Here is a 21,345-nt window from a genome sequence, read left to right as displayed (position 1 = left end):
GCCGGGCATACTAGCAAAATTTTGACCGCAATAAAATAAAAAGCCATGCTGCTCAGCATGGCTTTTTAGTTCGAAAATGGCTACCTCTTAAGGGCGGGCCATATCCGAATTGGCGCTGTTACCACGAGCCGCCGGCTCTGTCGTTGCTTCTTTTGTTGAAGCCTCATATTGACGCCCTGTGGGAATATCAACATTTGGACGAGCCTCTACCGTTGGCTTGGTCATTGTCGAACTGACCATAGTACCAAAACGGCTGGCAGGTTTTGCTGCTGTTTTAGCCTTTGCTACTGGGGCTGCAGGTGCCGAAGTTGGCGGTGTTGCAACTGATACTGCAGGAGCTTCTATCTTCGCTGGCTTGGCCATCGGCGCAGAAACCGATTTAGGTGCTTGCGTCGAATCCGTAGCGGTATCCACATCTGCTGACACTTCAACTTTTGCTACTGGCGTTGTTGTTTCAACAGGTTTAGCGACATCTTCTTGGGCAGCTGCTTGCGCGCTAGCCGCTGGCACAACGTCAACTTTATCTACATCTACTTTAACATTATCAGCAACATTGTCAGCCTTGACACTGTCGGCAGTGGTTTTCGCTGAAGTGCTCGATGCGCTTGATGACGAAGTGACACGGCCTTTAGGTTTAGAGGCTGATTTATCTGCTTTAGCATCAACAGTAGGCTGAGCCTCTTGAGTCTCAGTCTGAACTGAAGCTGGTGTGTTAGCTTCTGTTGTCGTGGCTTCAGTTGCTTCAGCATTAACCATGGCTGTCGCCGGTGCGTCAACAGACGGTGACGCTGCAGGCTTAGTGTTATTTACTTCATAAGTGTTAACAGTTTGAGCCATATCCTTATCAAGGATCGGCGCGGTTTCAACATCATTTGGGATGAACGCTGGCTGGCCATTGTCTGAACGGCTTTCTTGGTCGCCATCTTCGTCACGACGACGACGTTGGCCTGCAGCTCTCAGATGACGAGGACTGCGGCGACTGCGACGTTGACCATCACGTGGCTCACGTTTGTTATCGGCGTCGGCGTCATTGTTGTCGGCTGAGTTGTCATCATTATCGCTTTGAGCCTGCTCTTGTTTAGGTTGAGTCTCGTTAGTCGAGTCAACGTTTTGCGCTGGCTTTGATTCAACAACTTTTGCAGGTTCAGCATCAGCCTTTGATTCGACTGGCTTTGCTTCAACAGCACTAGACTCTGAAGAGCTTTCTGCTGTATCGGTCGCTTTATCTTGCTTAGGCTTAGCTTTACGTGGTTGACGCTTTGGACGGACGTTTTGTCCATCTTGTGGCGTTGCTACATCAGCTTGTTTGGTATCAGGCGTAGGCTCAACCTCGACATCTTGAGTTTGTGCTTGCAATGCTAACGCTGCTTCATCAGCTTGTTGCTGTTCGGTCTGAACACGGACTTTACGACGCATGTTACGACGTTGACGACGCTCTCTTGCTGCTTCCTGTTTAGGTTGCTGCTCTTGCTCAGTGCTAACCTCTTCAGCGGCCTTTTGTGGGCTGCGCGTTTTGGTATCGTCACGTTTAACACGCTTATTGTCATTACGCGCTTTAGTTGGGCGAGCATCACTTGCATCGGCCTTAGGCGAACGCGTGCGCTTGTTATCAGTCTCTTTGTTGTCGCTGTCATCACGATTTTTGCGGGTATCATTACGACGTGTGTTACGACGACTATTACCACGGCTTTGCGTATTGCGACGAGGCTGCTCTTTAGTTTCTTGCTCTTCTTTGCTTGGCTCACTGGCACTGAAGAGGTTACTGACAGCGGCAACCAGCTTTGACAATAAACCTGGTTTTTTAACGTCAGCGGCTTTTTGTACAGGTTTCTGTGCCGGCGTTTCTGTTTTTGGCTCTTGCGTAGGCGCAGCGTAGCCTTTTAGTGCAGGCTCTGGTGATGCTGCACGTTCAAGTTTACGTGGCTCGTAAAGCTTAGACTCTTGCTTTTCAAGTAGCTTGTAGCTTGACTCGCTAATTTGGTCATCTTTACGGTGACGCGAAACACGATAATCAGGCGTGGTCATGTTTGGATCTGGGATCACATACACTTCGACGTTGTGACGCTGCTCGGTGATGCGGATCGCCTTGCGTTTTTCATTGAGTAGAAACGCTGCAACATCCACAGGTACTACGGCTTCAATTTGCGAGGTGTTCTCTTTGATAGCCTCTTCTTCCATTAGACGCAAAATAGACAGCGCTAATGATTCGGTACCGCGAATTGTCCCTTGACCATGACAACGTGGGCATAAGTGTGCAGCCGACTCTTCCAGCGATGGACGCAGGCGTTGGCGTGACATTTCCATCAAACCAAAGCGCGAAATACGGCCTAATTGTACGCGGGCTCTGTCGTGGTGAACGGCATCGCGCATTCTGTTTTCAACTTCACGTTGATGTCTGACTGGGGTCATGTCGATGAAATCAATCACCACCAGACCACCTAGATCGCGCAAACGTAATTGGCGTGCAATTTCGTCGGCGGCTTCAAGGTTGGTGTTCAGTGCTGTCTCTTCGATATCACCGCCTTTAGTGGCACGGGCAGAGTTAATATCGATTGACGTTAATGCTTCGGTCGGGTCGATAACGATAGAGCCGCCTGAAGGTAAGCGCACTTCACGTTGGAAAGCCGATTCAATTTGAGTTTCAATTTGGAAGTGAGTAAACAGCGGCACTTCGGCATCATAGTGTTTAATACGGTCGACAAAGTCTGGGCGAACGAGTGCAACGTGCTGTTTAGCTTGCTCGTAAATGCGCGGATGGTCGATAAGGACTTCGCCCACATCACGGCGTAAGTAATCGCGGATAGCACGCACGATAACGTTACTTTCTTGATGAATAAGGAATGGCGCTGGACGTGTTTTAGCGGCTTCTTCGATAGCGGTCCAGTGATGCTGTAAGACTTTTAAGTCCCACTTTAGTTCAGCGGCATCTTTACCTACACCGGCGGTACGGACAATCAACCCCATGCCTTGTGGCACTTCAAGCTCTGACATCGCCGCTTTGAGTTCGGTACGCTCATCACCTTCGATACGACGAGAAATACCGCCAGCGCGAGGATTGTTTGGCATCAGAACCAAATAAGAGCCAGCCAAGCTGATAAAGGTCGTTAATGCTGCGCCTTTATTACCGCGCTCTTCTTTATCAATTTGAACAATGACTTCTTGACCTTCTTTCACCACTTCTTTGATGTTAGGGCGGCCTTGGAACGAGTAACCGTTAGGGAAATATTCGCGTGCAATTTCTTTCAGCGGTAAGAAGCCATGGCGATCGGCACCATAGTCCACAAACGCAGCTTCTAGAGAGGGTTCTACGCGGGTAATTTTACCCTTGTAAATATTGGCTTTTTTCTGTTCGTGACCAGGGCTTTCGATATCTAGGTCATACAGTTGTTGCCCATCAACGAGGGCAACGCGCAACTCTTCAGATTGAGTCGCATTAATTAACATCCGTTTCATGATGACGTATTTCTTCTTAAAATAGGGTCATCAAACTCGCTAATTTCGATGCATTACGGGCCCAGATTTAATGAGTGAAGCCTCGCGGCTTGGGTCTGGGCTAAGGTGCGCATTGTCTGTAAAACGCAATCACTGCGTGTCGCAACCTATTTATGGCTTATTTTTTAATATTACTAAAAACAAGGAATTCGTTGTAAAACGTCAACCAACCCCATAAATTCTATGTACTTTCCTGTAATGCCAAAATCGATAAGCGTCAGTCTGATGACGAGTTAGAATTAAACTTCGAATTTGGAGCGCTATTTGCTGGAGAAACCTCTTTGAAATGTGGCATAGATACTGGGTTTAGTCGTTCAAACGCGTTTTCTCGGTTTATTTTTGATGCAACGACTTGTAAATCAATGATTTGCTACTCAGTAGTAATGTCTTTTACTCTCCGCTTTTCGCGCATGCTTTCGGGGTGAGGGAACACTTTATTCACCATTTAACCCGATTGGCGTGGCAAATATAGCAACAAACCAGAAATTCAGCAAATGGAAAGGCATAAAAGTTGTTAGTTGTGTACAATAAGCGGCTTGAACGAGAGCAAGGCGTAGCATGAATAATCAACAACCCTTAAATAAAGTCGAATTGGTCACCATAGATGAGGATCATTTAGGCCAGCGAATCGACAACTTTCTTGTGACTAAACTCAAGGGCGTCCCGAAAAGCATGATCTATCGTATCGTGCGTAAAGGTGAAGTGCGGGTGAACAAGAAACGGATTAAACCTGAGTATAAATTACAAGATGGCGACATTGTTCGCATCCCGCCTGTTCGTGTGTCAGCCAGTGACGACAAGCCCGCGCCGAGCGCTAAGTTGACCAAGGTTTCGCAACTTGAAGCGCGCATCGTATTTGAAGATAACTGGCTTATTGTGCTTAATAAGCCTGCTGGCATTGCGGTACATGGGGGGAGTGGCGTTGATTTTGGTGTCATTGAAGCGATGCGCTCACTCAGGCCACAACAAAAATTTCTTGAATTAGTGCATCGATTAGATAAAGACACCTCGGGCGTTTTGCTGATCGCTAAGAAACGCAGTGCGCTTAAGCATCTGCATGACCAATTGCGTTATAAAAAAATGCAGAAAGATTACTATGCACTGGTGCGTGGTGAGTGGCAGAGCCATGATAAAGTCGTAAACGCCCCACTATTAAAACTGACCCTAAAATCGGGTGAGCGAATTGTGCGAGTCAATCAAGAGGGTAAAGCCTCTGAGACGCGCTTTAAAATAAAGCAGCGTTATAAAGGGGCAACGTTAGTTCAGGCAAGTCCTGTTACTGGGCGAACCCACCAAATTCGGGTGCATTGCCAATATGCGGGGCACCCCATTGCGTGTGACGATAAGTACAGTGAGCAGAATTTTGATGATTCAATGCGAGCACTTGGGCTCAACCGTTTGTTTTTACACGCGGCGCAGCTTAAATTTATTCATCCGAGTACGGAAGAGGTTATGCAGGTTAAGGCGCCATTAGATAAGGCGTTAGAACAGCTATTATCGAAATTGGAAAAAGTATGAAACGATACGAATTAGTCATATTCGACTGGGACGGTACGCTAATGGACTCGGTCGGTAAAATTGTGGCATGTATGCAACAAACGGCAAAAGAGTTGAGCTTATTGGTGCCTACTGAGACGGCGGTGCGCGATATTATCGGTTTGTCGATGGATGAAGCGTTAAATGTATTGCACCCCAGTGCCTGTCATCAGACTCGGCAGAATATGATTAATGTCTATCGTGAACAATATTTGCAGCTTAACCAAACTCCAAGCCCCGTCTTCGATGGGGCGGAGGAGTTGTTGTTATCCTTGAAGGCATCGGGGCATCAATTGGCTGTGGCGACTGGCAAAGCCCGAGCAGGATTGAATAGGGTCTTAAATGAGACTGGATTTGATCAACACTTTGTCGCCAGTCGCTGTGCTGATGAAGCCCACAGTAAACCGCATCCACAAATGTTGCAGCAATTATTACAGCAATTGACGGTGGCACCAGAAAAGGCGGTGATGATTGGTGATTCTATTCATGATCTCAATATGGCCCGAAATGCGGGAATGGATGCCATTGGTGTGAGTTATGGCGCCCATAGTGCAGCGCGATTAAGTGCAGCCTTACCTGTTGCGATTGTCTCATCAACTCCCGACCTATTTGCCGCGATCACCGCTGCGCGGTAGTTAAACTGGTTGCTTTTTCGTAATCGCTAGCGTGTAGACGCTAACGATTACGATGGTTTACTCAAATTAGTGTAGCCCAAACAATCACCGCCTCAGCGACATCAAAATAACTTATGCTCTTACTCATTCGTCTGAGTTTGCTTTGTCTGTTTAACCGTTTGATGGCTGACTTCACCCTAGATAAGCTTAGGATCGGCTTGCGGGGTGAGGATATCGACTCCTTGATTGAGTAACATCTCGGTGAGCGCGATAAGAGGCAGCCCCACTAGGGTATTGGGGTCGCGCCCTTCAAGGCGAGTAAACAGGGCTATACCAAATCCTTCACATTTAAAGCTTCCGGCACAATTTAGTGGCTGTTCTTTGGCTATGTAGTAGCGTATCTGCGTTTCCGTGAGCTCTCTAAAGTGGACAATAAAGGGCTCGCATCTCACCTCAACGCTGTCACCAACCACATTGTAGAGCGCTATGGCAGTATAAAAGGTAACGCTTTTACCTGAGACGTTCATCAACTGGGTTACTGCGTTTGCTTCGGTTAAGGGTTTTCCCACGATTTGACCATCAACAACGGCTACCTGATCTGATCCAATAATGAGCCCTGACGTTTTTCCGCTAGCCCCGGCTTTTGCCTTGGCCACGGCCAAGCGCGTCACCAAATCGGGTGCTGTTTCATCGATGTTGGGGGTTTCATCTACATCGGGCGCGCAAGTATCAAAAGTAATACATAATTTTTCCAGCAGTGATTTACGGTAGCTAGAGGTCGATGCTAAAACAATGGACGGAGTCATTAATTGGCCTTTATATAAGATATTTCAAGATAAGATAATGGCATACAATCGTACTGACAATGGCTGGCAAGTACGCTAGGCAAAGCCTTATTGTGTCACATTGTGCGACTACCCACTAAAATCTGTCAGTATTCGACTAAAATTAGTGAATGAATGCTTCTATTTTAAGCGCGCGGGGCTTGAGTATCACTGAGCGCTTGGGTAGAATTTTGCCTCCAATAATTTTTGATTTATTCATGAGTTTTTAAGAATAACTATCTTGAATGATGAAGGTAGTGAATTTTCCTTTGACTAAGAGTAATTCAAACTATAATATGCGCGCCTTATGCAAACAGTAAAGATACCGGTTTCAATTGATCCAAACCGCGCAGCGGCAAGCAAGCTTTCCTATGAAGGCATGGTTTCTGGTGTGCAGTTAAAAAGGTTAAATGAATTATGTGCCGGCGACTGTTCCGATGTGGCAGTGTCGCTTGAATGTGGCGTAGATATACAGGGGATAGTCTACCTGAAAGGGAAGGCTGTGACGGAGCTCACTCTGAATTGTCAACGTTGCATGGCACTATTTACCACGGAGGTTACGGTCGACTTTTGTTTTAGCCCTTGCGGGTCTGAGGCAGAAATCGATGAGCTCCCGGATGCGTATGACCCTATTGAGTGCAATGAGATAGGTGAAGTTCGTCTGCATCAATTGATTGAAGATGAATTGATCGTAGCTATGCCTCTGATCCCGATGCATGTTGACGAAAGTTGCAGCCAAGGCGATCAAGATATAGTAGTAGGCGAGATTGAACCCGCTCAACAGGAGCGTCCAAATCCGTTTGCAGTGTTAGAAAAACTGAAGAGCAAGTAATCTAGGAGACAGGTCAAATGGCTGTACAACAGAATAAAAAATCTCGTTCAAAGCGCGGTATGCGCCGTTCACACGATTCATTGAGCACTGCTCAATTGTCAGTGGATGCTACGAGTGGTGAACTACACCGTCGTCACAATGTGACAGCAGACGGTTTCTACCGTGGTCAAAAGGTTATCAACAAGTAATTTGTTGATAATTATATGACTGATCTGACGCTTGCGTTAGATGCGATGGGGGGCGATTTTGGCCCCTGCATCACAGTGCCTGCAACCCTGCAGGCACTTCGCTTATACCCCTTCCTAAATGTCATTATGGTTGGCGATAGATCGCAAATAGAGCCTCTATTACGCCAATGTGAATCGTCACTACTGTCACGAATTGAAATTATTCATACCACTGAAGTGGTAAAAATGTGCGATCGCCCAGTGCATGCTTTGCGTAATTGTAAGCAAAGTTCAATGCGCCTCGCCATTGAATTAGTTCGTGATAACAAGGCACAAGCCTGTATCAGCGCCGGTAATACTGGTGCGTTAATGGCAATCTCTAAAGTATTACTGAAAACCTTACCCGGCATCGACAGGCCCGCTTTAGTCAGTTGTCTGCCTGCAGTCAATCAGAAGCCGGTTTACTTGCTCGACTTAGGGGCAAATGTGTCATGTTGCTCGGAAACCTTATTTCAGTTTGCAGTGATGGGGTCGGTATTGTGTGAAGCGGTCGATAAGACTCCTTCACCTAAAGTGGCTTTGCTCAATGTTGGTATTGAAGAGATAAAAGGCAACGATCAAGTCCAGCAAGCTGGGCAGTTATTGCAGCAGACTCCACAAATTAATTACACCGGCTTTATTGAAGGTGATGATATTTACTTAGGTAATGTGGATGTCATTGTCTGTGATGGGTTTGTCGGTAATATTACGCTTAAAACTTCCGAGGGGATCGCCAGACTTCTCGTACATCAGTTAAAGAAAGGGTTAACTCAAGGCTTTTTTGTACGATTAATGGCAAAGTTAATCGCTCCGCGTATCAATAGTGTTTTAAATCAGATGAACCCCGACCACTATAACGGGGCAAGTCTGATAGGATTGCGCGGAATTGTAGTAAAAAGTCATGGAAGTGCCGATGAATCTGCCTATTTGCAAGCAATTAGTTTGGCAGTAACCGAAGCGCAACGTCGACTCCCCAAGATGATTGAAGAACGTCTTGAGTCGATCCTTTTAGACATAAATAACTGATATCTCCTTATGCATACAAAAATTCTCGGAACTGGTAGTTATTTGCCAGCGCAAGTCCGTAGCAATCACGATCTGGAAAAAATGGTGGAAACCAGTGATCAGTGGATTGTTGAACGTACCGGTATCTCAGAGCGCAGAATAGCGGCCAAAGATGAATCTGTATCGACCATGGGTTATCAAGCCGCAGTTAAAGCGCTTGAAATGGCCGGTATAGCAGCAAGTGAGTTAGACATGATAGTGTGTGGCACCACCAGTGCCAGTAATGCTTTTCCAGCTGCCGCATGTGAGATCCAGGCTTTACTCGGTGTTCACACTATTCCCGCATTTGATGTCGCTGCTGCGTGTTCAGGTTTTGTCTATGCTTTATCGGTTGCAGATCAGTTTGTTAAAACTGGCGCGGCTAAAAAAGTGTTAGTCATAGGTGCCGATGTATTATCACGTCTGTGTCAGCCTGAAGATCGCTCAACGATTATTTTATTTGGTGATGGTGCTGGCGCGGCTGTGGTTGGTTCCTCGGATACACCGGGTATCTTATCGACTCATATCTATGCTGATGGTCGTCAAGGTGATCTGCTTAAGTGTGCATTCCCACCGCGAGCGGGTGAAAGTTCTGAAGCCGTAGGTTACATGACGATGAAAGGCAATGACGTGTTTAAAGTTGCCGTAACGCAATTGTCGCATGTGGTCACAGAAACATTACGTATTAATCAAATTGATAAAGCTGATATCGACTGGTTAGTTCCTCATCAAGCTAATTTCCGCATTATAAAAGCGACCGCTAAAAAACTCGATATGAGTTTAGATAAAGTGGTGTTAACTCTAGCAAAACATGGTAACACTTCAGCGGCTTCCGTACCTATTGCACTGGATGAAGCGGTGCGTGATGGTCGTATTCAACGTGGTCAACTATTGTTATTAGAAGCCTTTGGTGCAGGATTTGCTTGGGGTAGTGCATTAGTTCGTTTTTAGTGTTGTTCCTTATACAATACATTGATTTAGCAAAGGTATAAAAATGGAAAAGATTGCTTATGTGTTTCCAGGGCAAGGTTCTCAGGCCGTAGGAATGCTGGCTGATTTAGCTGCAGAGCATGAGATTATTGGACAAACTTTTAATGAGGCGAGCCAAGTGCTGGGCTATGACCTTTGGCAATTGGTTCAAGATGGCCCTGCCGAAACCCTTAATCAGACCGATAAAACCCAGCCAGCATTGCTAACAGCAAGTGTTGCCATTTGGCGTGCGATAGCATCAACTAATGCACCTAAGCCTGCCATGTTGGCAGGTCACAGCCTAGGTGAATATTCAGCCTTAGTCTGCGCTGGTGTGATGAGCTTTACTGACGCGGTAAAACTGGTTGAGCTTCGTGGTCAATTGATGCAACAAGCTGTCCCAGCTGGGACCGGTGCTATGTATGCCATTATCGGCTTAGATAATGACGCTATCCAAACGGCGTGTGATGAAGCTGCTCAAGGCGCCGTCGTTAGCCCAGTTAACTATAATAGTCCTGGTCAAGTGGTTATTGCTGGTGAAAAGGCAGCGGTAGAACGTGCTGCTGCTGCATGTAAAGCCGCAGGAGCTAAAATGGCTGTGGCACTGCCAGTGAGCGTGCCGTCACATTGCGAGTTGATGAAGCCCGCTGCTGACAAGTTAGCCGAAGCGTTAGCGGTTATTGAATTTAATGTACCATCCATTGAGGTTATCAATAATGTCGATGTTGCCGCGCCGCAAGCGGCTGACGCCATCAAAGATGCCTTAGTGCGTCAGCTTTATTGTCCTGTAAGATGGTCTGAAACAGTAGATGCTATGGCTGGCGCTGGTGTAACACAATTAGTGGAAGTCGGCCCTGGTAAAGTATTAACGGGTCTAGCGAAAAGAATTAATCGATCACTGAGTGCTAAAGTGGCTAACGATTCTGCCACCGTTGCTGCACTTAGCGAATAAAGGAGTCATTAATGAGTTTTACTATTGATTTAACTGGCAAGGTTGCTTTAGTTACAGGTGCAAGCCGTGGTATTGGTCGCGCAGTGGCTGAAACATTAGTGCAAGCAGGAGCCACCGTTATTGGTACGGCTACCAGTGACCGCGGCGCAGCAGCTATCCAAGAGTATCTTGGGGACAAGGGGTTTGGATTAGTCTTAAATGTGACCGACAGTGAGTCAGTGGCCCAATTGTTTACCTCGATCAAAGAAAAAGCTGGCGATGTTGATATTCTTGTTAACAACGCAGGTATCACGCGTGATAATTTGTTAATGCGCATGAAAGAAGATGAGTGGCTCGATATTATCGATACGAATCTAACATCGGTTTATCGCACCTCTAAGCAGGTGATGCGTACTATGATGAAAAAGCGTCAGGGGCGTATTATTAACATTGGCTCAGTTGTCGGTACAATGGGCAATGCAGGCCAAACTAACTACTGCGCTGCGAAAGCAGGATTGATCGGATTTACAAAATCTCTGGCCAGAGAGGTTGCATCTCGTCAAATAACAGTGAATGCTATAGCACCTGGATTTATTCAGACTGATATGACAGATGAGCTGACTGAAGAGCAGCAAAAGGGTATCATGTCGCAAGTTCCGATGGAAAGATTAGGTCAACCGCAAGAAATTGCGAATGCTGTACTATTTTTAGCCTCGGATTCAGCTGCTTACATTACAGGGGAAACTCTACATGTGAACGGCGGCATGTACATGGTGTAATCGTCAGTTAAAATAACTGGCTGATTTTAATTGAATTTGGACGTAAATTTGCGTAAGTTTCGTGGTTAGACCACAAAAGTTAAGCTTGCATTGTGTACCAAATTGAATAAACTACTCGCAATCTTACGCAAGTGCGTAATTTGAATAGGAAAGAAAACTAATGAGCAACATCGAAGAACGTGTAAAGAAAATCATTATCGAGCAACTGGGCGTTAAAGAAGAAGACGTTAAACCAGCAGCATCATTCGTTGACGACCTAGGTGCAGATTCTCTGGACACCGTTGAGTTGGTAATGGCTCTAGAAGAAGAGTTTGACACTGAGATCCCTGATGAAGAAGCTGAAAAGATCACTACTGTTCAAGCAGCGATCGATTACGTTTCTAAGAATCAGTAATACTGAATTCTACAAAACAGGCGGCATTTATGCCGCCTGTTTTTGTTTTAGGCTTATGAACATTCTCAGCACCGTTCGTGTGCAGAGGCAACTCTCGCCCCTCAATGTGCTATAACGTTAGTAAGCCCAATCATTTCATTGCCTCTTGGGGCATATCATCATTACTTTAGTCAAAAGGTGAAAACGTGTCTAAACGTCGTGTAGTCGTAACAGGTCTTGGTCTCGTCACTCCTGTAGGCAATACCGTAGAGACGTCCTGGAAAGCATTAGTTGCAGGACAGAGCGGTATCGCGCCAATCACAAAATTTGATGCATCTGAATTTTCGACCCGTTTTAGTGGGTCGGTAAAAGATTTTGATGTTGAGCAGTATCTGCCCAAAAAAGAAGCGCGTAAGATGGATCTGTTTATTCAGTATGGTATGGCTGCAGGTATTCAAGCCATAGAAGATGCTGGCTTAAACATGGAGCAAGAAGATCCAACCCGTGTTGGCACCGCTATTGGTGCTGGTATGGGCGGTATGCCGCTGATCGAGGCAGGTCACTCTGCGTTATTAAAAGGCGGCCCTCGTAAGATTTCGCCCTTTTTTGTGCCTAGCACCATTATCAATATGATAGCCGGTCATCTGTCGATCAAATATGGTATGACTGGACCTAACTTTGCGGTAACGACTGCCTGTACTACTGGTGTACACAACATTGGTTTTGCTGCCCGCACCATTGCCTATGGCGATGCTGACGTGATGGTTGCTGGCGGGGCTGAAGATGTAACTTGTCCGTTAGCGGTAGGCGGTTTCGGTTCAGCTAAAGCATTGTCAACGCGAAATGATGATCCGAGTGCGGCTAGCCGACCATGGGACAAAGATCGTGACGGTTTTGTTATTGGTGACGGTGCAGGGGTAATGGTATTAGAAGAATATGAGCGAGCTAAAGCACGCGGTGCCACTATCTACGGTGAGTTGGTCGGATTTGGTATGAGCGGTGACGCTTTCCATATGACTTCGCCACCGGCTGATGGTGCAGGCGCTGCTGCGGCTATGGTTAACGCCATCAATGATGCGGGTATTGATAAGACACAAGTGGGTTACATTAATGCTCATGGCACGTCGACACCAGCAGGTGATAAAGCGGAAGTGGCAGCAGTTAAATCTGTTTTTGAGCAACATGCTTATGAGCTATTGGTGAGTTCAACTAAGTCGATGACTGGCCATCTATTAGGTGCAGCTGGTGCGGTTGAGGCGATTATTACCTTATTGGCCCTGCGCGATCAGATAGTACCACCGACGCTGAACTTAGATAATCCTGATGAGGGATGCGATTTGGATTTCGTTGCCCATAAAGCTCGCCAACATCAGTTTGAGTACGCACTCTGTAACTCATTTGGATTTGGTGGAACCAATGGTTCGTTATTGTTTAAACGTGGTGAATAAACCAGCTTGCTTCTGTTAAAGCACCTTAGGGTGCTTTTTTTATGGGTGATTAACGCTAGATGATATAAGGGTTAATGTTAATTCATCTCTATTGGCAAGCCCGCGGTATCGGTAGATAATCCGACTCTGTTTAGATTACAGCTATGATTAGGAAACTACCGTGCTAAATATATTCGTTACGCCTTTAATGCTAATTGTGGGGGCTTTAACTGCGAATTTAAGTACTATGATCCGTGGCGAAAGCAAGCTAAAGCTCAATATAGGAATGAAAACCTTTGTCTGCGCTGCCACAGCATTTGCATCTGTGTGGTTTGCGCTGCTAGTCACGGCGATTTATACCGGTGGCGATACCAATACGCTTGCCGGGGTTGAGGTCTTAATGTTGTTTCTTACTGGCCTGATAGCCTATCGCCTGTTGAAACTCGATCGCTTTATTACTGCTTCGGTGCAATTGTGGCTATTTCGCTTAGCATTACCGTTAATCCTATTTTCATGTTGGTTAGTGATGATGTTTGGTTAATATTACAGCGTAAATCGTCAATCTTAGATATTCGATTTACGCTATTTGCAGTACACTTTAATCAGGTGATCATACAGAGTTAAATTACATGGCTGGAACAGAAAGAAACATCACACTACGATTTTTAGCCGAGCCGGCCGATGTCAATTTTGGAGGGAAAGTTCACGGTGGCGCCGTGATGAAGTGGATCGATTTAGCTGCCTATGCCTGTGCAGCTGGATGGAGTGGTAAATATTGTATTACTGTCTATGCTGGCGGGATTCGTTTTGTTAAGCCTATTCATGTAGGCAATATTGTCGAAGTTAGCGCCAAAGTGGTTTATACCGGACGTACGTCAATGCATTTGGGGATTGATGTAAAAGCGGGTGACCCAAAACATGCCGAGCGTCATCTGACAACACATTGCGTGGTGATCATGGTCGCAGTGGATGATGATGGGCAGCCGACAGAGGTACCTGAATGGATACCGCAGACAGACGGTGATAAAGAGATGCGTGAATCGGCTATTCGATTAATGGATATGCGTAAAAAAATTGGGGCAGAGATGGCGGCGCATCTAAAGCCCTAATCGATTGAAATAAAGGTGCCAATGGGCTAATGCCGATCAGTTAAGCATATAAACGATCAGTTGACCGATCTTTAAAAGGCTTCAAAATCCAATATCAGAAATGATATTGGATTTTTTTATGTCTTTAGAACAAGCTTTCTGCACCGCTTTTGAATACCACCAAGAAGCCACAGCCTTTACCAATCTTAATCACTTATTGGATGAAAACATCATCCAGCAAGCCTTTGAAACTGCTGGGGTCGCCACAGTAAGAAAACGTCGCTTACCCCTTGATGCAGTTATGTGGTCTGTCATTGGTATGAGTTTTTACCGACAACAGTCTGTATGGGAGCTTGCGACTCATATGGAGTTGATGCTACCAGGTAAAAAGAAGCTCATTGCCCCCAGTGCTCTTGTTCAAGGGCGCCAGAGGTTAGGTGTGCAGAGTATGAAAAATGCCTTTCAAATGATGGCAAAACATTACTATAGCAACACTCAATTTGAGACGTGGTGTGGACTGAATTTATTAGCCGTTGATGGTGTAGTCTGGCGCACTCAGGACACCGCTGATAATCGTAATGCTTTTGGCTCACCATCAAATCAACATGGTGACACCTCATTTCCTCAGGTTCGTATGGTGTGTCATATGGAGCTCACTAGCCATCAACTGATAAATAGCGCGTTTGATGGTTATAAAACGAGTGAAATGAAGCTAGCAGAAGCGCTCATACAGTCAACTCCAGACCATAGTCTCACGATGTTCGATAAAGGTTTTTACTCCTTAAACTTGCTACATCAATGGCAACTAGGTGGTGAAGAGCGGCACTGGTTAATCCCTGCGAGAAAGGGGCTTCAGTACGAGGTTTTACACTCAAATGGCCGGTTAGATAAACAGGTGAAATTGGCAATAACCGCCCAAGCCAGACAACAAAACCCAGCGCTACCGACGCATATAGAAGCGAGGCTGGTGACAAAATCAATAAAAGGTAAGACGCATCAGGTATTAACCTCAATGGTCGACCCATTACGCTTTCCAAGTGCTGACATCGTTGAGTTATATAATCATCGATGGGAAATAGAGCTTGGCTACCGAGAGATGAAACAGACCCTACTAAACAGCGAGTATACGCTAAGAAGTAAAAAATCAGAGATGGTAGAACAGGAACTTTGGGGCTTACTACTTGGCTACAACCTGATGCGTCAAGCAATGACTGAGGCCGCGTCAAGAAAAGGAATATGGGCCAATCGCCTCAGCTTCAGTAACTGCGCGAGTACGATACTAAGTTACCTAGCAAGATTACCACTGATGAGCCCAGGAAATTTACCCAATCATTACGAGCAACTGATAGAAATGCTAGGTAACTTCGAGCTACCAACGAAACGAGAAGATAGGGTGTACCCAAGGGCTATAAAGTCAAAACCAAGCAAATATCCCCATAAAAAGAAAAATGCCAATCAGCTTAACTGACTGGCATTAGCCAATGGGCACCTTTTTTATGCTCAGCTATTCATCATGGCCACACTCTACAGCTAAAAATCTAATGTGACTCTCATCAGTTTCATTTTGAATACAGGCCTCATTCAGCCTATTTCCTTTCAGTTAATTGCCACTAAGCGTGAACATGGCCGAATGCATGAATCTCATCACTTTCAGCAACAAATAAACCTTTACGCCCTGATAGACTTCCTTGTTTTGGCATTACTATGCGCACAGCGTACAAGCCATCATTGCGGCAGTAAGTTATATGATGCATATTGAGCTTCATTTGAGCTCATTGTTCACGGTTACATAGGCCTATCAATCTCTTTTTAAAAGGCCTTTTTTAAAGACTCATTTTTAAAGGTACAATGTGTTGTACCCACAATTTAAGCCGTATTTTTCGACGGTAAAAACATCAATTAAAAAGATAGGACTACAAATGGCAAAGATCGCATTTTTAGGGTTAGGCGTCATGGGTTTCCCAATGGCGGGTCATCTAGTGAAACAGGGGCATGAGGTAACAGTTTATAATCGCACTACAGCAAAGGCGGTAGCTTGGGCAGCAGAGTTCGGTGGACAATACCAAGCAACCCCATTCGATGCTGCTAAAGGACAAGATTTTGTCTTTGTTTGTGTTGGTAATGATGATGACTTACGTGCGGTTATCTTAGGTGAGAAGGGGGCATTGGCGGCGATGCTGCCTGGTAGCGTATTGGTTGACCATACCACAGCTTCAGCCGACGTTGCGCGTGAGATTGGCGCAGCAGCGGCAGCTAAAGATGTTGGTTTTATCGACGCGCCAGTCTCTGGCGGTCAAGCGGGCGCAGAAAATGGCGTATTGACTGTGATGGTCGGCGGTGCACAAACCACGTTTGATGCCGCTAAACCTGTGATGCAAGCCTACGCACGTTGTGCTGAGCGGTTAGGTGAGGTTGGCAGTGGCCAGCTGACTAAAATGGTTAACCAAATTTGTATTGCCGGTGTAGTCCAAGGGCTTGCTGAAGGATTACACTTTGCGCGAAGTGCAGGGCTTGATGGCGAAAAAGTGGTTGAGGTGATCAGCAAAGGCGCGGCGCAGTCTTGGCAAATGGAAAATCGTTATCAGACCATGTGGCAAGGGGAATATAATTTAGGTTTTGCCGTTGATTGGATGCGTAAAGATTTAGGTATTGCATTAGATGAGGCTAGACGTAATGGCTCGCAGCTGCCTTTAACCGCCTTGGTGGATCAATTTTATTGTGACGTGCAGGCCAGTGGTGGCCAGCGCTGGGATACCTCTAGCTTGTTATCGCGTTTAGAAAGACACCGTAAATAAGCATATCAGGCCGTTGTGATGACATAGTCGGTTAATGCTCAGGTGAGTACATAGGAAAAGGACTGCAATGCAGTCCTTTTTGTTATTGGGCTCAATTAAAGGTGTTTATTTGCTTGGTTCGAGCACGATATGCTCAAGTTCCACTGGCGCAGAGGCATGCAAGGCGTCCATTGAGGCTCCGACCAAGGAAATCTTTCCCTCACCCGATTCGACCAATACTGCACGTTTTATTTCACTAAAGTCACGGTTGTGACGCACCATGGCAGATAACGCCATCTGCATCGGTAGCATAGACGGATTAAAGGCGGCGTTTTCGGCGTAACGTCCACAGAAGGTTTGCCCATCACGGGTTTCGAGCACGACGGCGGCATAACTGCCAGTGTAAGGGGCATAACTTAAGCTGGCATGATCCAACGCCTCAATTACCATGGGATCTGTACTATCTAGCGCAAGTTCATGTTGTTGCTTAGACAATAATGGCTGAGTGATATTTAGATCGCTTGGGCCAAACGCATAAGGTAAGTAATGTGACAGTGGTTGAGTGGTCTGATTCGGTAGATGGATTTTGATTTGCTGGCCCGCAACTAACTCATTCATAAACTGGCGACAATGTCCGCAAGGGGACTCATTGACTATGATATCTTCGATGACGCTTTCACCACTTAACCAAGCATGGCTAATGGCGCTTTGTTCGGCGTGAACACTGTGGAAAAGGGCCTCGCCATCTAGCTCAATATTCCCGCCCATGTAAATGTCGCCGCTTTTGCCCTTGGCAATGGCACCGACATAAAATTCACTGATGGGGGGCTTTGCTAACGCCGCAGCCACAGGCAACAGTGCTAAGAGTAGTTGATTAATGGGTAATTGAGTGACTTTAACTAAATCGGCAATTTGTTGTGCATCGATATGACCGGCAAAGTCGTCATTTAAGATGGGTACTAACTTATCAGCCAAGGTCGATGGTAGCTGAGCTATGCAGTGAATAAATCTATCTTGCATGAGCTATTTCCTTAATGGTTAGGCAATTGATAAATCATTTTAGTAATTAAGTTACTGAGTAAATGCGATCAGGCTCGCATTTACTCAGCTTGTTAACTATAGGTTGCTAAGATAATGACATAAGGCTTGAAGTAATTTCTGCTTTTCTTCATCACCCTCAGTATCGTTGAGCAGGGTTTCCAGTTTTATCATGTAATCGGGGTCATTGAGGCGCTGCTGACAGAATTCACGCCAGCGGTATTGCTCTGAGTCATCTAGCGTTTCAGGGTAGTTACGTGCACGATATCTAAATAGCATCTCTTTAAGGCGAGGATCGTCAAAATTCAGTTCCAGTGCGGCTAGATTGTGTGGCTGGGTATGACGAATGATCTCCATCTTATTCTTATCGGCACTACTGAAAAAACCACCGCTATATAGCTGTAAATCGGGGTCGCTTATTTCATTGTCATGTTCCGTATCGAATACAGCTACCAGTTTTTCTCGGATCTCTGGATGTTGCCTTAAACGCTTGTATTGCTCCCTGGCAAATATTTTATCTATGTTTAGCCGCTCGGCATTGTCATCGGTTAAGGTTTTTGCTGGCGCAATGAACGGGCATTTATTGATGTGGACTTGTTTTAATCCAATAGGGAGTTCATCTGGCGCCAAATCTGTGCGGGGCGTATACATACGTTGTTTTATCTGCTCAACATCGAGCTCGATAAGGGGGGTTACATCCATGGTCAAATTGACACAAATAATCGCATTTTTATTGGTATTATGATGGGCAACCGGTGCAATGAGAGTGGTGCAGCCATGTAACGCGCTGATTTTTGAACTGACATGCAGCAAAGGTTGCATATTGAGTACATCGATATGTTTAGCTACTTCAGCCTTTTTGCGTAGGCCAAAATAAAACTCAAATAGCTTAGGCTGTGTCTGTTTTATCAGTTTCGCCATGGCAATGGTGGCATACACATCTGACATCGCATCATGTGCTTTTTCATGGCTGAGATTATTAGCTCGTGTAAGATGCTCGAGCTTAAAACTAGGGCTGCCATCATCTTTTGTTGGCCAATTGATACCTTCAGGACGTAGTGCATAGCAGGCTCTGACCAGATCGATAATGTCCCAGCGAGAATTACCTTGTTGCCATTCTCTGGCGTAGGGATCAAAAAAGTTTCGATAAAACCCATAACGGCTAACTTCGTCATCAAATCTAATGGAGTTGTAACCCGCTACACAGGTGTTAGGCACAGAAAATAGCTCATGCACTTTGGCCATAAATTCGGCTTCAGGCACCCCTTTCATGTTTGCCAATTGTGGCGTTATGCCAGTGATTAAAATCGCTTCTGGGGAAGGTAAATAATCACTGGCGACTTTACAATAAAAGGTTACGGGTTCTGAAATGATATTGAGATCTAAATCAGTACGGATCCCAGCAAATTGTGACGGTCTATCCTTCGCAGGATTAGCGCCAAATGTTTCATAATCGTGCCAAAAAATAGTTGCTGAATGAGTCGATGACATAGAAAAAACTACAGAGTGAATATTGTTGCCTATCATAGCATCGACAAACTATTAAGTGCCATTGCAAGCCAATATTTATCGCTACTAGGCTGAGTTTAAGCCTCTTTAGAATTAGCAGAAATGTGTCAACAAAGGTACAATAATGCTCTATCTAAAGGGAATATCATGTTTGAATCGTTACTTACGCAACCACAGTTAATCGACATTTCGACAGCCTCTCGTCTGGTATTAACCCTTAATGAACAGGTAAGCGAACATTGTTTATTACAGACAATGGATGGCCATATTGCTGAGTTTGTTGTCGTTGAAGATTCTGGAGCAGCGAGTGGATTAATAGCTCGTGTCCATCCTTTATTGCAGCTGAATCTTGTACCGCTTGATGATATTCCTATGCCATATCTAACTCCTAGGTTGTTTCGAGGGCTTGGACAAGGGGCTCGCTTATTTACTGGATTAGGTTATTCACTCTCGTTATGTATCAGTTTACTCCGTCAAGGATTGAACATTTATATTGAGCCTATAGAAACACAATTACGTTTTTCGATTGATTCAGGTTGCAGATGGCAGCTCATTGAACTCGAAAAAGATCTTCGTTTATTTGGCGGCCCTAACGCTTTAAGACGTGCACAGACGATACTTGCACACCCGTTTGATTTTGCATCGAATGAGCAAGGTTTGTTATTAGAACTTAGTGAGCTCGACATGGTGCGTCGAGAGCTGAGCCGTTTTGCTAGTGATAATGGTATTAAGCATCAAAGTAGCATTATTGACCTGATGACAAACCTTGATAAGCAATTGCATCGCCGTCAGCAATTGATTGCCAGGCATTATCAGCAATCGGCTGAACGTACTAATTGGCATTATGCAGCTAATCAGGTGGAACACTCAGACTTGCTGCAGCGTAAACTGGCCTCTTACCAATTACTCGCACCGCCAGAGCTTAATGCTATGGTAGAGCAAATATTGGTTGATGATAACGACGATTAGTCATCGTTAACCATAAGCCAGATTCAATGTTGATTATTTTAAACTCTATTTTTAAGTTTCTCTTTTGGAAATAACACAATGAACTACCGTTGCCCTATTTGTCAGCAACCTTTAAGTCTTAAGCAAACGACTTGGTACTGCTTAAATAACCATCGATTTGATTGCGCCAAAGAGGGGTATGTTAATTTATTACCCGTACAGAAAAAACGCTCGAAAGATCCTGGCGATAACAAAGAGATGATGTTCGCTCGTCGTGAATTTCTTAACAAAGGTTATTATCAAGTCATGAGCGATCGTGTTAATCAACTCGCCGCTGAATATGGGGAACAGGCCACATCTGGACTGGATATTGGTTGTGGCGAAGGGTATTACTCACATAGATTACATCAAGCGATGGCTCAGCGTGGGGCATTTACTTTGAATGGTGTCGATATTTCGAAATCCGCGTTAAAGTACGCGGCTAAACGTTATCCAGATATCGATTTTTGTGTCGCTAGCAGTTTTGAGATGCCTTTTGAGGACAAGAGTTTCGATCTGCTGCTACGAATTTATGCGCCGTCACTGGATGCTGAGCTCAGACGGGTAGCTAAAAGCGGTGCAACGTTAATTACTGTGTCGGCCGGGCCTCAACATCACTTCGCTCTTAAAGAGTTGATTTATGATAATCCTCGACCACAGCCAGACATTATCAGTCAGATAGCGGGATTTACTCATCTTTATAGTGAGCGGGTAGAGCAGAATTTGCAGTTAAACGATAGCGCGGATATTCAACATTTTTTGACCATGACCCCCTACAGCTGGAAGTTAACGGATGAACAAAAACAGAGGTTGATGAGTGGATCTCTTAGTTGTGAGCTCGATTTTAAAATTGAGGTTTTTCGCGCCAGCTAAATTGTTAGCTATTGTTTAGGTTATTAATTTTTTTACTTAGAAAAAAATA

Annotated in this window: 20 protein-coding genes; 16 read left to right on the top strand and 4 right to left on the bottom strand. The window is 45.3% G+C overall.

Features of this window, described 5'->3' with window-relative positions; translation table 11 throughout:
- Nucleotides 1-87: 87 nt before the first annotated feature.
- Entirely contained in the window at nucleotides 88-3,453 is a 3,366-nt protein-coding gene (gene rne / locus AC5YB1_RS12360) for a ribonuclease E (protein ID WP_494519430.1), read from the bottom strand.
- A 597-nt stretch (nucleotides 3,454-4,050) separates the two neighbouring features.
- On the opposite strand from rne, the gene rluC reads away from it, so the two are divergent.
- Nucleotides 4,051-5,010: a 23S rRNA pseudouridine(955/2504/2580) synthase RluC gene (gene rluC / locus AC5YB1_RS12355; RefSeq protein ID WP_110456148.1), complete on the top strand. Its 960-nt coding sequence runs from the start codon at nucleotides 4,051-4,053 to the stop codon at nucleotides 5,008-5,010.
- On the top strand, nucleotides 5,007-5,663 hold the full coding sequence (locus AC5YB1_RS12350; protein ID WP_494519429.1) for an HAD-IA family hydrolase: 657 nt from the start codon (nucleotides 5,007-5,009) through the stop codon (nucleotides 5,661-5,663). Before rluC ends, AC5YB1_RS12350 begins: the two co-directional genes overlap by 4 nt.
- A gap of 176 nt (nucleotides 5,664-5,839) precedes the next feature.
- Here the strand turns inward: AC5YB1_RS12350 and AC5YB1_RS12345 are convergent, their stop codons facing one another.
- Nucleotides 5,840-6,448: a Maf family protein gene (locus AC5YB1_RS12345; protein ID WP_494519428.1), complete on the bottom strand. Its 609-nt coding sequence runs from the start codon at nucleotides 6,446-6,448 to the stop codon at nucleotides 5,840-5,842.
- Nucleotides 6,449-6,773: 325 nt separating this feature from the next.
- Here AC5YB1_RS12345 and yceD point away from each other — a divergent pair, with 325 nt between their 5' ends.
- The 12 genes from yceD to AC5YB1_RS12285 all read left to right on the top strand — a co-directional run bounded on the left by yceD (nucleotide 6,774) and on the right by AC5YB1_RS12285 (nucleotide 16,910).
- A complete protein-coding gene (yceD, locus tag AC5YB1_RS12340; protein ID WP_494519427.1) occupies nucleotides 6,774-7,298 on the top strand; it encodes a 23S rRNA accumulation protein YceD in 525 nt (174 codons plus the stop codon).
- 17 nt (nucleotides 7,299-7,315) lie between these two features.
- Complete coding sequence (gene rpmF, locus AC5YB1_RS12335) at nucleotides 7,316-7,486, top strand: 50S ribosomal protein L32 (protein WP_020913118.1); 171 nt, start codon at nucleotides 7,316-7,318, stop codon at nucleotides 7,484-7,486.
- 15 nt (nucleotides 7,487-7,501) lie between these two features.
- Nucleotides 7,502-8,530 carry a phosphate acyltransferase PlsX gene (plsX, locus tag AC5YB1_RS12330; RefSeq protein ID WP_494519426.1) on the top strand — a complete coding sequence of 343 codons (1,029 nt, stop codon included), beginning with the start codon at nucleotides 7,502-7,504 and terminating at the stop codon, nucleotides 8,528-8,530.
- A gap of 9 nt (nucleotides 8,531-8,539) precedes the next feature.
- Nucleotides 8,540-9,499 (top strand): beta-ketoacyl-ACP synthase III, encoded by a 960-nt coding sequence (locus AC5YB1_RS12325; protein ID WP_494519425.1) that lies wholly within the window; start codon nucleotides 8,540-8,542, stop codon nucleotides 9,497-9,499.
- Nucleotides 9,500-9,542: 43 nt separating this feature from the next.
- Entirely contained in the window at nucleotides 9,543-10,469 is a 927-nt protein-coding gene (gene fabD / locus AC5YB1_RS12320) for an ACP S-malonyltransferase (protein WP_494519424.1), read from the top strand.
- A gap of 11 nt (nucleotides 10,470-10,480) precedes the next feature.
- Nucleotides 10,481-11,227, top strand: a complete 747-nt coding sequence (gene fabG / locus AC5YB1_RS12315) for a 3-oxoacyl-ACP reductase FabG (RefSeq protein WP_494519423.1) — start codon at nucleotides 10,481-10,483, stop codon at nucleotides 11,225-11,227.
- A gap of 160 nt (nucleotides 11,228-11,387) precedes the next feature.
- The gene (gene acpP, locus AC5YB1_RS12310) at nucleotides 11,388-11,621 is read left to right on the top strand and encodes an acyl carrier protein (RefSeq protein ID WP_011865403.1); all 234 of its coding nucleotides are present in this window, start codon (nucleotides 11,388-11,390) and stop codon (nucleotides 11,619-11,621) included.
- 185 nt (nucleotides 11,622-11,806) lie between these two features.
- Complete coding sequence (gene fabF, locus AC5YB1_RS12305; protein WP_494519422.1) at nucleotides 11,807-13,048, top strand: beta-ketoacyl-ACP synthase II; 1,242 nt, start codon at nucleotides 11,807-11,809, stop codon at nucleotides 13,046-13,048.
- A 160-nt stretch (nucleotides 13,049-13,208) separates the two neighbouring features.
- Nucleotides 13,209-13,568, top strand: a complete 360-nt coding sequence (locus tag AC5YB1_RS12300) for a hypothetical protein (RefSeq protein WP_494519421.1) — start codon at nucleotides 13,209-13,211, stop codon at nucleotides 13,566-13,568.
- A gap of 88 nt (nucleotides 13,569-13,656) precedes the next feature.
- Nucleotides 13,657-14,136 carry an acyl-CoA thioesterase gene (locus AC5YB1_RS12295; RefSeq protein WP_494519420.1) on the top strand — a complete coding sequence of 160 codons (480 nt, stop codon included), beginning with the start codon at nucleotides 13,657-13,659 and terminating at the stop codon, nucleotides 14,134-14,136.
- 118 nt (nucleotides 14,137-14,254) lie between these two features.
- Entirely contained in the window at nucleotides 14,255-15,583 is a 1,329-nt protein-coding gene (locus tag AC5YB1_RS12290) for an IS4 family transposase (protein ID WP_494519369.1), read from the top strand.
- Nucleotides 15,584-16,034: 451 nt separating this feature from the next.
- Nucleotides 16,035-16,910 (top strand): NAD(P)-dependent oxidoreductase, encoded by an 876-nt coding sequence (locus AC5YB1_RS12285; RefSeq protein ID WP_494519419.1) that lies wholly within the window; start codon nucleotides 16,035-16,037, stop codon nucleotides 16,908-16,910.
- Nucleotides 16,911-17,015: 105 nt separating this feature from the next.
- Here the strand turns inward: AC5YB1_RS12285 and cdd are convergent, their stop codons facing one another.
- Together cdd and sbcB are read right to left on the bottom strand one after the other, a co-directional pair.
- Nucleotides 17,016-17,909: a cytidine deaminase gene (cdd, locus tag AC5YB1_RS12280; protein WP_494519418.1), complete on the bottom strand. Its 894-nt coding sequence runs from the start codon at nucleotides 17,907-17,909 to the stop codon at nucleotides 17,016-17,018.
- Between the two features lie 96 nt (nucleotides 17,910-18,005).
- Entirely contained in the window at nucleotides 18,006-19,418 is a 1,413-nt protein-coding gene (sbcB, locus tag AC5YB1_RS12275; RefSeq protein WP_494519417.1) for an exodeoxyribonuclease I, read from the bottom strand.
- A gap of 165 nt (nucleotides 19,419-19,583) precedes the next feature.
- Here sbcB and AC5YB1_RS12270 point away from each other — a divergent pair, with 165 nt between their 5' ends.
- Nucleotides 19,584-20,405 (top strand): hypothetical protein, encoded by an 822-nt coding sequence (locus AC5YB1_RS12270; protein ID WP_494519416.1) that lies wholly within the window; start codon nucleotides 19,584-19,586, stop codon nucleotides 20,403-20,405.
- 78 nt (nucleotides 20,406-20,483) lie between these two features.
- Nucleotides 20,484-21,296 carry a 23S rRNA (guanine(745)-N(1))-methyltransferase gene (gene rlmA / locus AC5YB1_RS12265; RefSeq protein WP_494519415.1) on the top strand — a complete coding sequence of 271 codons (813 nt, stop codon included), beginning with the start codon at nucleotides 20,484-20,486 and terminating at the stop codon, nucleotides 21,294-21,296.
- Nucleotides 21,297-21,345: the final 49 nt, after the last annotated feature.

It is taken from the genome of Shewanella sp. 433, assembly GCF_059338565.1.
This window is presented reverse-complemented; position numbering and strand designations above follow the sequence as displayed.

Coding starts and splice junctions, on each gene's coding strand:
- rne (WP_494519430.1), bottom strand. CDS start 3,453: ATGAAACGGATGTTAATTAATGCGACTCAATCTGAAGAGTTGCGCGTT.
- rluC (WP_110456148.1), top strand. CDS start 4,051: ATGAATAATCAACAACCCTTAAATAAAGTCGAATTGGTCACCATAGAT.
- AC5YB1_RS12350 (WP_494519429.1), top strand. CDS start 5,007: ATGAAACGATACGAATTAGTCATATTCGACTGGGACGGTACGCTAATG.
- AC5YB1_RS12345 (WP_494519428.1), bottom strand. CDS start 6,448: ATGACTCCGTCCATTGTTTTAGCATCGACCTCTAGCTACCGTAAATCA.
- yceD (WP_494519427.1), top strand. CDS start 6,774: ATGCAAACAGTAAAGATACCGGTTTCAATTGATCCAAACCGCGCAGCG.
- rpmF (WP_020913118.1), top strand. CDS start 7,316: ATGGCTGTACAACAGAATAAAAAATCTCGTTCAAAGCGCGGTATGCGC.
- plsX (WP_494519426.1), top strand. CDS start 7,502: ATGACTGATCTGACGCTTGCGTTAGATGCGATGGGGGGCGATTTTGGC.
- AC5YB1_RS12325 (WP_494519425.1), top strand. CDS start 8,540: ATGCATACAAAAATTCTCGGAACTGGTAGTTATTTGCCAGCGCAAGTC.
- fabD (WP_494519424.1), top strand. CDS start 9,543: ATGGAAAAGATTGCTTATGTGTTTCCAGGGCAAGGTTCTCAGGCCGTA.
- fabG (WP_494519423.1), top strand. CDS start 10,481: ATGAGTTTTACTATTGATTTAACTGGCAAGGTTGCTTTAGTTACAGGT.
- acpP (WP_011865403.1), top strand. CDS start 11,388: ATGAGCAACATCGAAGAACGTGTAAAGAAAATCATTATCGAGCAACTG.
- AC5YB1_RS12295 (WP_494519420.1), top strand. CDS start 13,657: ATGGCTGGAACAGAAAGAAACATCACACTACGATTTTTAGCCGAGCCG.
- AC5YB1_RS12290 (WP_494519369.1), top strand. CDS start 14,255: ATGTCTTTAGAACAAGCTTTCTGCACCGCTTTTGAATACCACCAAGAA.
- AC5YB1_RS12285 (WP_494519419.1), top strand. CDS start 16,035: ATGGCAAAGATCGCATTTTTAGGGTTAGGCGTCATGGGTTTCCCAATG.
- cdd (WP_494519418.1), bottom strand. CDS start 17,909: ATGCAAGATAGATTTATTCACTGCATAGCTCAGCTACCATCGACCTTG.
- sbcB (WP_494519417.1), bottom strand. CDS start 19,418: ATGTCATCGACTCATTCAGCAACTATTTTTTGGCACGATTATGAAACA.
- AC5YB1_RS12270 (WP_494519416.1), top strand. CDS start 19,584: ATGTTTGAATCGTTACTTACGCAACCACAGTTAATCGACATTTCGACA.
- rlmA (WP_494519415.1), top strand. CDS start 20,484: ATGAACTACCGTTGCCCTATTTGTCAGCAACCTTTAAGTCTTAAGCAA.